Here is a 13866-nt window from a genome sequence, read left to right on the forward strand (position 1 = left end):
CAGGTAGAGCGTGCCGATCGTCTTGTGGTCGGTGGTGGTGAGCCACTTCACGACCACGTTGCCGGGCTGCCGGCGCCGGACGGGGAGCTCGTTCTCGTACGCGTCAGTACCCGAGGCGCCTGCCGTCGCGGCACCCTGGGGTTCGTTGAGGATGCTCACAGTTGGTTCTTCTCCGCATTCCGGGCCGGGTCAGACTGCGCGATGCCCGACGGGATGAAGCCGGTCTGCCCCTTCTCGGCCAGCTCCTTCAGGTGCTGCTGGTAGCGCTCCGGGGAGACGACCTTGACGTTGAAGAGCATCCGGGAGTGGTCGACACCGCAGAGCTCGGCGCACTTGCCCAGGAAGGTGCCCTCCTGGTTCGGAGTGACCTCGAAGACGTTGGTGTGACCCGGGATGACGTCCTGCTTGAACAGGAAGGGGACCACCCAGAAGGAGTGGATGACGTCCCGCGACGTCAGGATGAAGCGGACCTTCTCCCCCTTCGGCAGCCACAGCGTGGGGCCGGGGTTGCCGGTCTGCGGGTTCCGGTCGCCCGGGACGCCGGCGTCGTACACGCCCTCGGCACCCTTGGGGAAGTCGTCGGTGTACTTGTCCGGAATCGCGTTCAGGGTCTTCTGGGCCGCGGCATCGCCGGTGGCCGGGTTCCCGTCCACGTCCTCGAGGTAGTTGAAGCCCCAGCTCCACTGGTAGCCGACCACGTTGATGGTGTGGGCGGGCTTGTCGGAGAGGGCGAGGAGCTTCGACTCGTCACGCGCGGTGAAGTAGAACAGCACCGAGACGATGATGAGCGGGACCACGGTGTACAGCGCCTCGATGGGCATGTTGTACCGGGTCTGCGGGGGAACCTCGACCTTGGTCCGGCTGCGCCGGTGGAAGATGACGCTCCACAGGATCAGACCCCACACCAGCACGCCCACGGCGAGGGCAGCCGCCCACGAGCCCTGCCAGAGGGAGAGGATCCGGGGAGCCTCCTCCGTGACGGGGGTGGGCATACCCAGGCGGGGGAAGTCCTCCCAAGTGGGGGAGCAACCCGTGGCGGATGCCACGATCAAGCCCGCCGTCAGCACCTGCGGCAGCTTCCGCCGCATCGGGCGCCGCGACATGGGGGTACCGCCCCCGCCGTTCGGGCGGTGGGGGAGGTCGGAGCCGTTGGGACTCACGTAGCGCCTTCCCGAGAGTCTCGCCCGCGCGACCGCCCGCGGCCGTCTCGCTGGTCGGTCGCCGGCCCTGACGCGGGCAGGGGTTTGGATGTTTATGCGGACCAAACCCTACTGGACGCTATTTGGGGTCGCGCATGGAGGGTGCCCAACGCGCCGTCCGACGACCCGAAGGGGTGGACTGCAAGGTTCCGGAGGCCGTGCCGCGCCTGGTCACAGGCCCCGACTGCGCGCTCGCGGCCGCCTTCTGACTCCTTCTTACGACCTGCGCGTTAGCGTGGGCCCGTGCCCTACTTCGACGCCGCGTCCTCCGCTCCCCTGCACCCCGTCGCCCGGCAGGCGCTCCAGGCGTCCCTGGACGAGGGATGGGCGGACCCCGCCCGGCTGTACCGCGAGGGCCGGCGTGCGCGGCTGCTGCTGGACGCGGCACGGGAGGCGGCGGCGGACGCCGTGGGCTGCCGACCGGACGAGCTCGTTTTCACCTCTTCGGGGACACGTGCCCTCCATACGGGCATCTCGGGCGCACTCGCGGGCCGCCGTCGCGTCGGGAGCCACCTGGTGGTGTCCGCTGTCGAGCACTCGGCCGTGCTGCACGCGGCGGAGGGCCGGCCCGTCACCGAGGTGCCCGTGGACCGCTGGGGCGCGGTGTCACCGGGAGTGTTCGCGGAGGCACTGCGCGAGGACACCGCACTGGCGTGCCTGCAGTCGGCGAACCACGAGGTGGGCACCGAGCAGCCGGTCGCCGAGGTGGCCGGCCTCTGCCGGACGGCGGGGGTGCCGCTGCTCGTCGACGCCGCGCAGTCGCTCGGCTGGGGCCCGGTGGCCGGGGACTGGTCGCTGCTCACCGCGAGCGCACACAAATGGGGCGGTCCGGCGGGTGTGGGACTCCTCGTGGTCCGCAAGGGGGTCCGCTTCGCCTCCCAGGACCCGGCGGACGAACGGGAGTCGGGGCGCGCCCCCGGCTTCGAGAACATCCCGGCGATCGTGGCGGCCGCGGCGTCGCTGCGGGCGGTGCGGGACGAGGCGGAGTCGGAGGCCCGGCGGCTGCGGGAGCTGGTGGACCGGATCCGCACCCGGGTCCCGGAGCTGGTGCCGGATGTCGAGGTGGTCGGCGACCCGGTGCGCCGGCTCCCCCATCTCGTCACCTTCTCCTGTCTCTACGTCGACGGGGAGACGGTGCTGCACGAGCTCGACCGCGAGGGCTTCTCCGTGTCCTCGGGCTCGTCCTGCACGAGCTCGACGCTCACCCCGAGCCATGTACTGCGGGCGATGGGCGTGCTGAGCGAGGGCAACGTACGGGTGTCCCTGCCGTCGGGCACGGCGGAGGAGGACGTCGACCGGTTCCTGCAGGTCCTGCCCGGGGTCGTCGCCGGGGTCCGCGGCAGGCTGGGGGCACCGGCGGACGCGGCGCCCTCGTCCGCCACGTCCGGGTCGCTCGTGGTGGACGCCCTCGGCAAGCGCTGCCCCGTCCCCGTCATCGAACTCGCCAAGGTCATCGGGGACGTCCCGGTCGGCGGCACCGTCACGGTCCTGGCCGACGATGAGGCGGCCCGGCTCGACATCCCGGCCTGGTGCGAGATGCGCGACCAGGAGTACGTGGGCGAGTCCCCGGCGCCGGGAGGAACGGCGTACGTGGTGCGCCGCCGCGGCTGACGCCGCGCCCGCGGCGGGGCGTCAGCCGCGGGCGCGCTGCCGTCACGGACACCGAAGCGCCGGGATCCGGGCGGGGCGTCGAACGGAATGCCGCGCCCCTTGCAGGCGCGTCGCCGTAGCGGCGATGTCATCGCCGGCGGCACCAGGACGCGCGGTGGAAGGAACGGAGCGCTGCGTGGAACGCCGCGCCCGCGGAGCACGGGGCCCTGCGGGCGGGGCGTTCGGGGCGCGGCCCGGGCGTCAGGAGAGGTGCGCCCGGACGTCCGACGCCGCGTCGTGGCCGTACGCCTTGGTGAAGCGGTCCATGAAGTGGGCGCGGCGGAGCGTGTACTCCTGGGTGCCCAGAGTCTCGATGACCAGCGTCGCGAGCATGCAACCGACCTGCGCGGCGCGCTCCAGGCCGACGTCCCACGACAGCGCCGACAGGAAACCCGCGCGGAACGCGTCGCCGACGCCCGTCGGATCGACCTTGGAGTCCTCCTCGGGGCAGCCGACCTCGATCGCCGGCTCGCCCTTGCCCTCGATGCGCACCCCGCGCGAGCCGAGTGTGGTGACGCGGTGGCCGACGCGGTCCAGGATCTCCTCGTCCGTCCAGCCCGTCTTCGACTCGATGAGCCCCTTCTCGTACTCGTTGGAGAAGAGGTAGGTCGCCCCGTCCAGCAGTATCCGGATCTCTTCGCCGTTCATTCGCGCGATCTGCTGCGAGAAGTCCGCGGCGAACGGGATGCCGCGGGAGCGGCACTCCTCCGTGTGGCGCAGCATCGCCTCGGGGTCGTCGGCGCCGATCAGCACCAGGTCCAGTCCGCCGACCCGGTCCGCGACCGACTTCAGCTCGATCAGGCGCGCCTCGCTCATCGCGCCCGTGTAGAAGGAGCCGATCTGGTTGTGGTCGGCGTCGGTCGTGCAGACGAAGCGCGCGGTGTGCAGCACTTCGGAGATCCGTACGGACGCGGTGTCGACGCCGTGCCGGTCGAGCCAGGCGCGGTACTCGTCGAAGTCGGAGCCCGCCGCTCCGACCAGGACCGGGTTGGTGCCGAGCTGGCCCATCCCGAAGCAGATGTTGGCGCCGACCCCTCCTCTGCGCACGTCGAGGTTGTCGACGAGGAAGGAGAGGGAGACCGTGTGGAGCTGGTCCGCGACCAGTTGGTCGGCGAAGCGGCCGGGAAAGGTCATCAGATGGTCGGTGGCGATGGAGCCGGTGACTGCGATTCGCACGGCTGAGTGCTCCTGGAGGGGAGGCGGAGTTGACGGTTAACGCTACCGGTTAACACAGGTTCCCCTGTAGTACGGAAACTACCCGATAGTAGGTCTTTTGCCTCAGCGTAACCCTGCGTACGGTGCCCGTATGCCGAACCCCACGTCGTACATCGCCTTCCGGGAGCGCCGGACGGCCGGGCCCGGGCAGATCGAGATCAGCCTGGCGGAGCTGCGCGGCGACAGCGCGCGGATGGCGCCGCACTGGGTGGTGCCGCCGATGGCCGCGGCCGCCCCGGTCCCTCCGTCGCTGATCCACGGGGTGGTCGTCTCCCCCGCCTCCGCGCGGCTGGTCGGCTCGATGCCCGTGTACGGCGACTGACGCGCTCCCCCTGCGCTCCGTTACGGCACACGGCGCATCCCGGGAACCGCGCGCTCCCCCACTCCGTCCCATGGGTGTCCCCCGGAAAGGGTCCCCCGAAGGAGCGATGCGGTGAGCAGCACAGAGCGCCCCCAGAACAGCGCCGACGGCGCCGGTGGTCCCGAGGGCACCGCGGTCCGGCATCCTCGGAGGTCTCCGCTGGCCGTCGCGTCCGTGGCCGCCGCGGTGCTGGTCGCGGGCGGGGGCGGCGCCTGGTTGGCCACGACCGCCGGCGACGGGGGCGGCACACCGGGTTCCGACCCCAAGCCCCCGCCGCTGGCACTGGACGGCGGCACGGGCATCGCGGTCGGCGAGCCCGGCCCCCACGGCGTGGAGTACCGGGCCCGGGGCGAGTTGCCGGACGGCCCCGACTCCGCCCGCGTGTACGAGGCGAACGGGACGGTCGGCAGGGCGCAGGTCGAGGCGCTGGCCGAGGCACTCGGTGTACCGGGCACACCGCGGCTGGAGGGCGGGGTGTGGAAGTCCGGCACGGACGGCGACGGCGGCGGCCCCCTCCTCCAGGTGAACCGGCAGGCCCCGGGCACATGGACGTTCAGCTCCTTCGGTCCGCCCAAGGGCGACGACTGCGTAAAGGACAAGAACGTCTGCAGGCCCGGCGGGACCGTCCCCTCCACGCAGCGGCTGCCGGACGCCGGGACGGTGGGCGAGGAGGCGGCGAAGCAGGCCGCCGCTCCCGTGCTGGCCGCACTGGGCCTGGGCGACGCCCGGCTGGACGCGAAGCAGGTCCTGGGCGCGTACCGGGTCGTGCGCGCGGATCCGCTGGTCGGCGGTCTGCCCACGTACGGCTGGTCCACCAGCGTCCATGTGGGCGCCGACGGCACGGTGGGGAACGGCAGCGGGCAACTGGTTAAGCCGGCCGGGGGCCCCGAGTACCCGGTGGTCGGCGCCGAGGAGGCGCTGAAGCGGCTGAACGCGGAGCGCGGGGGCGGTGGCCGGGTCGGCATCGGGGGCTGCGCGACGCCGGGGCCGCTCGCGGAGAAGGAGCCGGCCGCTCCGTGCGAGCCGGAGAGCGGTACGCCGGCCCCGGCCGAGGTGGTGACGATCACACGGGCCGAGTTCGGGCTGGCCGTGCACTCGGTCGAGGGGCGGCCCGCGCTGGTGCCCTCGTGGCTGTTCACGACCGAGCCGAAGAGCGGTCCGAAGGGGTCCACGATCGTCCAGCCCGCCGTGGCGCCGGAGTACCTGAAACCGGCCGCCCGGCAGGCGCCCGTACCGTCCGGCACCGCGGTGCCGTCGCCACCCGACGCCTCGCAGCTGCCGGAGACGACGGTCCGGGGCGTGGAGTCGTACGCCGTGGCGAAGGACGGGCGCACCCTGACCCTGCGCTTCTGGGGCGGGGTGTGCAGCAGCTACTCGGCCGAGGCGCAGGAGACCGCCACCGAGGTGAAGGTGAGGATCATCGAGTCCCGGCCGGATCCGGGGCGGGTCTGCATCCTGATCGCCAAGGAGCTGACGGAGAAGGTCACGCTGGACGAGCCGCTCGGTGACCGCACGGTCGTCGACGTGGAGAGCGGCGACGCCGTTCCCCGCAAGTGAGCGGGCGTTCCGCAGATGAGAGCGTCCGGACGCCGGAGGGCGGTGACCCGCAACAGGGTCACCGCCCTCCGGCGTCCGGACGGCCGGCTCAGCTGAAGGAGTCGCCGCAGGCGCAGGAGCCCGTCGCGTTCGGGTTGTCGATCGTGAAGCCCTGCTTCTCGATCGTGTCGACGAAGTCGATGGAGGCGCCACCGAGGTACGGCGCGCTCATACGGTCGGTCACGACCCTGACCCCGTCGAACTCCTTGACGACGTCGCCGTCGAGCGAACGCTCGTCGAAGAAGAGCTGGTAGCGCAGGCCGGAGCAGCCGCCGGGCTGAACCGCGACACGCAGCGCCAGGTCGTCCCGGCCCTCCTGCTCCAGCAGGGACTTCACCTTGGCCGCGGCGGCGTCGGACAGGAGGATGCCGTCGCTCACGGTGGTGGTCTCGTCCGATACGGACATCTGCTTCTCTCCCGGGTTGTACGGAGACTGCTTGCCGACGTTGGCAACCGGCGGGGCTCCGGATTCATTCCGGACCGGCCCCGGTCTTTCCCTTTCATGCTCGCACATGCCCTCCCCTCGGGTCATCGACCTGTGGACGGCTCGGCACCGGGAATTGCGTCACATCGACGCTATTGACATCGTCAAAGTGACGTGAAGCGGTTATGATAGATAGCGTCAAATAGACGAAAAGGTTCTCCGGTGCACCCCGGGGATCCACCGGTGGCGGCTCCGCCGCCCCGACCGAAGAGTAGAAAGGGTGCGTGACGTGACCACCGCCCAGCCCTCCCTCACCGCGCCCGGCGCGGCAGGGGGCTCCCAGGATGTCCAGCCGACGCCGCTCGCCCTGCTGCTGCTCGGACGCGAAGCCGACCCCAGGAGCGAGCGGGGCGTCGAATGCCCCGGCGACCTCCCCTCCCCGTCCGACCCGGACCTGGTGGAGCGCGCCCGCGCGGCGAAGGAGAAGCTCGGCGACAAGGTGTTCGTGCTCGGTCACCACTACCAGCGCGACGAGGTCATCCAGTTCGCGGACGTCACCGGCGACTCCTTCAAGCTCGCGAGGGACGCGGCGGCCCGGCCGGAGGCCGAGTACATCGTGTTCTGCGGTGTGCACTTCATGGCCGAGTCGGCGGACATCCTGACCCGCGACGACCAGAAGGTCGTCCTCCCCGACCTCGCCGCCGGCTGCTCCATGGCCGACATGGCCACGGCCGAGCAGGTCGCGGAGTGCTGGGACGTCCTCACCGAGGCCGGCGTCGCGGAGCGGACCGTTCCCGTCTCGTACATGAACTCCTCGGCGGACATCAAGGCGTTCACCGGCAAGCACGGCGGCACGATCTGTACCTCCTCGAACGCGAAGCGCGCGCTGGACTGGGCCTTCGAGCAGGGCGAGAAGGTCCTTTTCCTGCCCGACCAGCACCTCGGCCGGAACACCGCCGTCCGGGACATGGGGATGTCCCTGGACGACTGCGTCGTCTACAACCCCCACCGGCCGAACGGCGGTCTCACCGCCGAGCAGCTCCGCGGCGCGAAGATGATCCTCTGGCGCGGCCACTGCTCCGTGCACGGCCGCTTCTCGCTGGACTCCGTGAACGACGTCCGCGAGCGCATCCCGGGGGTGAACGTCCTGGTCCACCCCGAGTGCAAGCACGAGGTCGTCGCGGCGGCGGACTACGTGGGCTCCACGGAGTACATCATCAAGGCGCTGGAGGCCGCGCCGGCGGGCTCCAAGTGGGCGATCGGCACGGAGCTGAACCTGGTGCGCCGTCTGGCGAACCGTTTCGCCCCCGAGGGCAAGGAGATCGTCTTCCTCGACAGGACGGTCTGCTTCTGCTCGACGATGAACCGGATCGACCTGCCGCACCTGGTGTGGGCGCTGGAGTCCCTGGCGGAGGGCAACCTGGTCAACCGGATCCAGGTCGACGCCGAGACGGAGAGCTTCGCCAAGCTCGCCCTGGAGCGCATGCTGGCGCTTCCCTGACGCTGACGGGCGCGCCCTCCGCGTCCGCCGACCTCGCGTCGTCCCGGCACACGGCCCGCCCGAGTGCCGGGACGACGGCGTTCTCCGGCGAGGCGGGGCCGGGGGGCCTCCCCTCAAAGGTCCGGGAGCAGCCGCGCGGAGCGGGAACGGCCGCCGTCCCCGAAGGCGGAACGGGTGGCTGCCGAACGCTCCCTGCCGCCGCCCCGTGCCTCCCCCCGCGGGCGAGCCCCGCAGCGGGCTCGACATCGCGCCGGCCGAGGGGCCGGCAGGGGTCCGCCAACCCGTCCGGCGCCGGACGGACACGCCGGCCGCGTCGCGAGAGCCCGCACCCGCCCGGGGCGGAGACGGCCGCCGCCCCCGGCGGCCGGGCGAAGGCCCGGGCCACCAGGGGCGGCAGGGGTGCGGGAACGTCCGTGCCCGCGCGTACGGCTACGCGTTGACCGGTTCCGGGGACTCCTCCTCCGCCCGCCGCGGCGGCACATCGCCGGACTTCCGCACCCCGCTTCGCGACCGGGGCGGGTCCGGTGCCCGTCCATACGATCCGGCAGCCGCGAGGGCGGATCCGCCGGCCCCAGGTCCGAATCCCGGTCCGCGGCGTACTCCGCATGCATTACTGTCGGGTGGAGACTCAGTCCACCCGTGGGCGCACCAGGCCCGATTCGTACGCGATGAACACCAATTGCGCCCGGTCGCGGGCACCGAGCTTCGCCATCGCCCGGTTCACATGCGTCTTGACGGTGAGCGGGCTGACCTCCAGCCGGTCCGCGATCTCGTCGTTGGTGTGGCCGCCTGCGACGAGGACGAGGACCTCGCGCTCGCGGCCCGTCAGCGCGGCCAGCCGTTCCGAGTACGCCCCGGGGCCCTGTCCGTCCTCCGAACTGCCGCCCTGTGCGAGGAACTTGGCGATGAGCCCCTTCGTGGCCGCGGGCGAGAGCAGCGCGTCGCCGGCGGCTGCGATCCGGATCGCGTTCAGCAGTTCATCGGGTTCCGCGCCCTTGCCGAGGAACCCCGAGGCCCCGGCCCGCAGCGACTGGACGACGTACTCGTCCACCTCGAACGTCGTCAGCATCACCACCCGCACCTCGGCGAGTCCGGGGTCGGCACTGATCATGCGGGTGGCCGCGAGGCCGTCCGTGCCCGGCATCCGGATGTCCATGAGGACGATGTCGGCGCGGGCCGAGCGGGCGAGTTCCACGGCCTCGGCGCCGTCCGCCGCCTCCCCCACGACCTCCATGTCGGGCTCGGAGTCCACCAGCACCTTGAACGCGCTGCGCAGCAGAGCCTGGTCGTCGGCGAGCAGCACCCTGATCGTCATGCGTCCTCGTCCCCCTCCGCGCCGGCCTTGACCGGCAGTATCGCCTGCACCCGGAAGCCGCCCCCGAAGCGGGGGCCCGCGGTCAGCGTGCCGCCGAGTGCCGTGACGCGCTCACGCATGCCGATCAGGCCGTGCCCGCCGCTGCCGCCCCCGGCAGCCGGGTCGCCGCCGGCGCCCTCCCGCACGGTGCCGGCGGGACAGCCGTCGTCGAGGACGGTGACCTCCACGGTCCGGCCCACCCGTACGACGCTCACCTCAGCCTTGGCCGCTGCCCCGGCGTGCTTGCGCACATTGGTGAGCGCCTCCTGGACGATCCGGTACGCGGCGAGGTCGACGGCGGCGGGCAGTGCGGTGTCCTGGTCGGTGCGGGCCAGCTCGACCGGGAGCCCGGCCCGCCGGAAGCCGTCCAGCAGCGGGGCGAGGACGGCGAGTCCGGGGGCCGGTTCGGTGGGCGCCTCGGGGTCCCCCGACTGCCTGAGCAGACCGACGGTGGCCCGCAGCTCGTTCAGCGCCGAACGGCTCGCCTCCCGCACGTGCGACAGGGCCTCCTTGGCCTGGTCGGGGCGCTTGTCCATGACGTGCGCGGCCACTCCGGCCTGGACGTTGACCAGGGCGATGTGGTGGGCGACGACGTCATGGAGGTCGCGGGCGATCCGCAGCCGCTCCTCGGCGACACGGCGGCGGGCCTCCTCGTCGCGGGTGCGCTCGGCCCGTTCGGCCCGCTCCCGTATGGCGTCGACGAAGGCACGCCGGCTCCGTACGGCGTCGCCCGCGGCGGCCGCCATGCCGGTCCAGGCGAAGATGCCGAGGTTCTCCTGGCTGTACCAGGGCGCCGAGCCGAACAGCATGGCCGACCCGGTCAGCACGGTCATGGTCAGCAGGCCGACCCGCCAGGTCGTCGGCCGGTCGGTGCGGGAGGCGACCGTGTAGAGGGCGATCACCGCGGACATGGCGACGGGAGCGGGCGGGTCGCCGGCGACGAGCTCGGCGACGGACACGGCACCGGTGACCGCGAGCACGGTGACGGGGCGGCCGCGCCGGAACACGAGGGCGCCGGCGGCCGCGGTCATCAGCAGCAGGCTCCGGAGCTCGGGCGTGCGGGTGCCGAACGTCGGCCCGTGCGGCCCGTGGGGGTCGGCGAACGACGCGACGACCATGCAGACGAGCACCGCGGCCGCGAGGCCCGCGTCGAACGCCGTCGGATGCGCGCGCAGCCAGGAGCGGGTCGGCGCGAGCCGGCTGAATCCGGTCAGAGGTGCGGTCACGTCAGGCAACGGTACGGGGTCGGGTCCGGGCGGAGGCGCGGCCCCGGGGACCGGACGGCGGGAGGCGCGGGCCGCGGCCTGCGGGAAGCATCCGAGCGCACGGGAGCCGGGCGCCGTGGGCCCGTGGCGCGCGAACGGCCGGACGGGCCGCGGGCCTGCGGGAAGTGTCCGAGCGCGCGGACGGGCCGGACGGCGGGAGCCGAGCGGAGGCGGGGCCCCGGCCGGGCCCGACGACGTGCCCCCCGGGCCGGACCGGGGGGCGACGACGACGCGGCCCCCGGCCGGACATGGAGTCCGGGCACGGGCCGTGGTCGAAGCGGGAGCCGGGGCCGGGATCAGCCCGGGATGAGGCCGTTGTCGCTCAGCATGGCGCGGACCTCGTCGAGCGTCGCGTCCGGGGAGGGCAGGATCAGCTCGGAAGGCTCCAGTGCGTCGTCCGCGAGCGGTGCCCCGCAGCGGCGTACCTCGTCGAGCAGTGCGCACAGGGTGCGGCGGAAGCCGTCCCGGTCACCCGTCTCCATCTCGGCCAGCAACTCGTCGTCGAGCTTGTTCAGCTCGGCGAAGTGGCTGTCCGCCACGGTCCACTGGCCCTCCCCCATGATCCGTACGATCATGACGCGCCGTCCCTACTGCTTGTCGAACTTGTGCTGGGTACGGCCCTGGGCCTGGTCCTGCGCCGAGCCGTCGCCCCCCTCGATGGCCTGCTGCTGCGTGCCGCCTCCGGCCAGCTCGGCCTTCATGCGCTGCAGCTCCAGTTCGACGTCCGTGCCTCCGGAGATGCGGTCCAGCTCCGCCGCGATGTCGTCCTTCGCCATCCCGGTCGGGTCGTCCAGTGCCCCGGACGCCAGCAACTCGTCGATGGCACCGGCCCGCGCCTGCAGCTGGGCGGTCTTGTCCTCGGCGCGCTGGATCGCCAGACCGACGTCGCCCATCTCCTCGGAGATGCCGGAGAACGCCTCGCCGATCCGGGTCTGGGCCTGGGCGGCCGTGTACGTGGCCTTGATGGTCTCCTTCTTCGTGCGGAAGGCGTCGACCTTGGCCTGCAGCCGCTGGGCGGCGAGGGTGAGCTTCTCCTCCTCGCCCTGCAGCGTCTGGTGCTGGGTCTCCAGGTCGGTGACCTGCTGCTGGAGCGCGGCGCGGCGGGACAGCGCCTCACGCGCCAGGTCCTCGCGGCCGAGGGCAAGCGCCTTGCGGCCCTGGTCCTCCAGCTTGGAGGACTGGCTCTGGAGCTGGTTCAGCTGCAGTTCCAGGCGCTTGCGGGAGGTCGCCACGTCGGCGACGCCGCGGCGGACCTTCTGCAGCAGTTCCAGCTGCTTCTGGTACGAGTAATCGAGGGTCTCGCGCGGATCCTCGGCCCGGTCAAGGGCCTTGTTTGCCTTCGCGCGGAAGAGCATCCCCATACGCTTCATGACACCGCTCATGGGCTTCGCGCGCCCCCTTCTGACGGACTCAGCTCCGGCTTCTCCAGAACCCACAGTACGGGCCCTACATCCATTACCGCACTGTTCGAGCGCCGATGCGCTCATCCCCAAGGACGACCTGCGGGCCGTTCCGCTCCCGCGCAAGGAGTAGGTGGTCTTCGGGGGAGGCGGTCGTGTCGCCCCGGGCACGTTCCTGCTGCTTCTGCCCCGTGAGGACGCGCGCCGTTGCCGGATCGTTCCCCAGGGGGCTGGGGCAGTCGCCCGCCACCCCGTACCCTTGTGTTTTGTGTTCCGTAGCCGTTCCAAGGAAGAGAAGGCCCCCACCGGCAAGGTGACGGCGGACCTCTCCAAGCAGCCCCGCGACCCCGAGGCCCCCAAGGGCCGCCCGACCCCGAAGCGGAGTGAGGCCCAGACGCAGCGCCGCCGGGCGCAGTCGGCCCCCCTCGACCGCAAGGAGGCCATGCGCCGCCAGCGTGAGGCGCGCCGTGCCGACCTGGCGAAGCAGCGCGAGGCGCTGGCCGGTGGCGACGAGCGCTACCTGCCGCCGCGCGACAAGGGTCCGGTGCGTCGCTTCGTCCGCGACTTCGTGGACTCCCGGTTCTGCATCGCCGAGTTCTTCCTGCCGCTGGCGGTGGTGATCCTGGTGCTCTCCATGATCCGCATCCCCCAGCTGCAGAACATCGCGATGCTGCTGTGGCTCGGCGTGATCGTGATGATCGTGATCGACTCGATCGGCATCTGGATCCGGCTCAAGAAGCAGCTGAACGAGCGCTTCCCGGACGAGCCGAAGCGCGGCGCGGTGGCCTACGGCCTGATGCGCACGCTCCAGATCCGCCGACTGCGTCTGCCCAAGCCCCAGGTCAAGCGCGGAGAGCGGCCCTGAGCACGGACGTCTCCCCGAAGTCCGGCATCTCCTCGAAGTCCGGCATCTCCTCGAAGTCCGGCATCTCCTCGAAGTCCGACGTCTCCCCGAAGTCCGACGTCTCCGGCAGAGGCGACGTCACCGGTTTCGCGAGCGGGGCCGCCGCCTGGCTGCAGGGCCTGGGCGGGCTGCGCAACACGGTCCGGCAGGAGCTGGTGGCCCGGCAGCTCGACGAGCAGCTGGCCGCCCGCTTCCCCGTCGGGCAGCGGCTGCGCGTCCTCGACGTCGGGATGGGTCAGGGCACCCAGGCGCTGCGTCTGGCGCGGGCCGGGCACAAGGTCACCGGTCTGGAGTCCGACTCCGGGATGCTGCAGGTCGCGCGTGAGGCCCTGGCCCACGAACCCGAGGGCATCCGGGAGCGCTTCCGGATGATCGAGGGCGACGGCCGGGACACGGGCGTGCACTTCCTGCCCGGTTCCTTCGACGTGGTGCTGTGCCACGGCGTGCTGATGTACGTCGAGGAACGGGACGCGATGCTGGCGGGTCTGGCGCGGATGCTGGCACCGGGCGGTCTGCTGTCACTGCTCGTGCGGAACGCGGACGCGCTGGCGATGCGGGCCGGACTGGCCGGGGACTGGGACAGGGCGCTGACCGCCTTCGACACGGACACGTACACCAACCGTCTCGGCCTCCAGGTGCGCGGCGACCGGCTGGCGTCGCTGACGGCGACCCTGGCGGGGATCGCTGCGCCGCTGCACGCCTGGTACGGGGTGCGGGTCTTCACCGACACCGCGGCGGACGACGCCGAACCGCCCTCCGGGGACGAGCTGACCCGGCTGCTGGCGGCCGAGGACCGCGCGGGCCGGACGGACCCGTACCGCTCGGTGGCGGCGCTGCTGCATCTCTGCGGAGTGCGCGGCCAGTAGCGGCGCGTGCGGGCCCGCGCGGGCGCGGATCGCAGCCTGCCCGGACGCCCTTGTCGGTGTTGGCCTGCTGCGGGCCCGCGCCCGTGCGGATCGCAGGCCGCGCGGTCCGCCGTCCGGGCGGGTGCCCGCGC

Annotated in this window: 14 protein-coding genes; 6 read left to right on the top strand and 8 right to left on the bottom strand. The window is 72.4% G+C overall.

Features of this window, described 5'->3' with window-relative positions; all coding sequences use genetic code 11:
• Nucleotides 1–155 precede the first annotated feature (155 nt).
• Complete coding sequence (gene ctaC / locus QMZ92_RS23940) at nucleotides 156–1160, bottom strand: aa3-type cytochrome oxidase subunit II (protein WP_502962123.1); 1005 nt, start codon at nucleotides 1158–1160, stop codon at nucleotides 156–158.
• A 282-nt stretch (nucleotides 1161–1442) separates the two neighbouring features.
• Here ctaC and QMZ92_RS23945 point away from each other — a divergent pair, with 282 nt between their 5' ends.
• Complete coding sequence (locus QMZ92_RS23945) at nucleotides 1443–2810, top strand: cysteine desulfurase/sulfurtransferase TusA family protein (protein ID WP_283299532.1); 1368 nt, start codon at nucleotides 1443–1445, stop codon at nucleotides 2808–2810.
• 240 nt (nucleotides 2811–3050) lie between these two features.
• Here QMZ92_RS23945 and QMZ92_RS23950 read toward each other — a convergent pair whose 3' ends face one another.
• Complete coding sequence (locus tag QMZ92_RS23950) at nucleotides 3051–4025, bottom strand: carbohydrate kinase family protein (protein ID WP_283299533.1); 975 nt, start codon at nucleotides 4023–4025, stop codon at nucleotides 3051–3053.
• A 130-nt stretch (nucleotides 4026–4155) separates the two neighbouring features.
• Between QMZ92_RS23950 and QMZ92_RS23955 the strand changes: the two genes are divergently transcribed.
• Both QMZ92_RS23955 and QMZ92_RS23960 read left to right on the top strand, forming a co-directional pair.
• Complete coding sequence (locus QMZ92_RS23955) at nucleotides 4156–4386, top strand: hypothetical protein (RefSeq protein WP_283299534.1); 231 nt, start codon at nucleotides 4156–4158, stop codon at nucleotides 4384–4386.
• A gap of 111 nt (nucleotides 4387–4497) precedes the next feature.
• Entirely contained in the window at nucleotides 4498–5982 is a 1485-nt protein-coding gene (locus tag QMZ92_RS23960; protein WP_283299535.1) for a hypothetical protein, read from the top strand.
• An 88-nt stretch (nucleotides 5983–6070) separates the two neighbouring features.
• Here the strand turns inward: QMZ92_RS23960 and erpA are convergent, their stop codons facing one another.
• Nucleotides 6071–6427 (bottom strand): iron-sulfur cluster insertion protein ErpA, encoded by a 357-nt coding sequence (erpA, locus tag QMZ92_RS23965; RefSeq protein ID WP_093660113.1) that lies wholly within the window; start codon nucleotides 6425–6427, stop codon nucleotides 6071–6073.
• Nucleotides 6428–6725: 298 nt separating this feature from the next.
• On the opposite strand from erpA, the gene nadA reads away from it, so the two are divergent.
• Complete coding sequence (gene nadA / locus QMZ92_RS23970; RefSeq protein ID WP_502962124.1) at nucleotides 6726–7946, top strand: quinolinate synthase NadA; 1221 nt, start codon at nucleotides 6726–6728, stop codon at nucleotides 7944–7946.
• Nucleotides 7947–8574: 628 nt separating this feature from the next.
• On the opposite strand, the gene QMZ92_RS23975 is transcribed toward nadA, so the two are convergent.
• The 4 genes from QMZ92_RS23975 to QMZ92_RS23990 form a co-directional block, all read right to left on the bottom strand.
• Nucleotides 8575–9261, bottom strand: coding sequence for a response regulator (locus tag QMZ92_RS23975; RefSeq protein WP_283299538.1), 687 nt, complete (start codon nucleotides 9259–9261; stop codon nucleotides 8575–8577).
• On the bottom strand, nucleotides 9258–10526 hold the full coding sequence (locus tag QMZ92_RS23980; protein WP_283299539.1) for a sensor histidine kinase: 1269 nt from the start codon (nucleotides 10524–10526) through the stop codon (nucleotides 9258–9260). The genes QMZ92_RS23975 and QMZ92_RS23980 overlap by 4 nt, the downstream gene beginning before the upstream one ends.
• A 335-nt stretch (nucleotides 10527–10861) precedes the next feature.
• Complete coding sequence (gene pspAA / locus QMZ92_RS23985) at nucleotides 10862–11140, bottom strand: PspA-associated protein PspAA (protein WP_138055773.1); 279 nt, start codon at nucleotides 11138–11140, stop codon at nucleotides 10862–10864.
• A 12-nt stretch (nucleotides 11141–11152) separates the two neighbouring features.
• Complete coding sequence (locus tag QMZ92_RS23990) at nucleotides 11153–11947, bottom strand: PspA/IM30 family protein (protein WP_283299540.1); 795 nt, start codon at nucleotides 11945–11947, stop codon at nucleotides 11153–11155.
• A 286-nt stretch (nucleotides 11948–12233) separates the two neighbouring features.
• On the opposite strand from QMZ92_RS23990, the gene QMZ92_RS23995 reads away from it, so the two are divergent.
• Entirely contained in the window at nucleotides 12234–12830 is a 597-nt protein-coding gene (locus QMZ92_RS23995; protein ID WP_283299542.1) for a DUF3043 domain-containing protein, read from the top strand.
• Here QMZ92_RS23995 and QMZ92_RS24000 read toward each other — a convergent pair.
• Complete coding sequence (locus QMZ92_RS24000; protein ID WP_283299543.1) at nucleotides 12808–12951, bottom strand: hypothetical protein; 144 nt, start codon at nucleotides 12949–12951, stop codon at nucleotides 12808–12810. The genes QMZ92_RS23995 and QMZ92_RS24000 overlap by 23 nt on opposite strands.
• A 73-nt stretch (nucleotides 12952–13024) precedes the next feature.
• On the opposite strand from QMZ92_RS24000, the gene QMZ92_RS24005 reads away from it, so the two are divergent.
• Entirely contained in the window at nucleotides 13025–13735 is a 711-nt protein-coding gene (locus tag QMZ92_RS24005; RefSeq protein WP_283299544.1) for a class I SAM-dependent methyltransferase, read from the top strand.
• Nucleotides 13736–13866: the final 131 nt, after the last annotated feature.

It is taken from the genome of Streptomyces sp. HNM0645, from assembly GCF_030056615.1.
Classification (GTDB): domain Bacteria; phylum Actinomycetota; class Actinomycetes; order Streptomycetales; family Streptomycetaceae; genus Streptomyces; species Streptomyces marianii.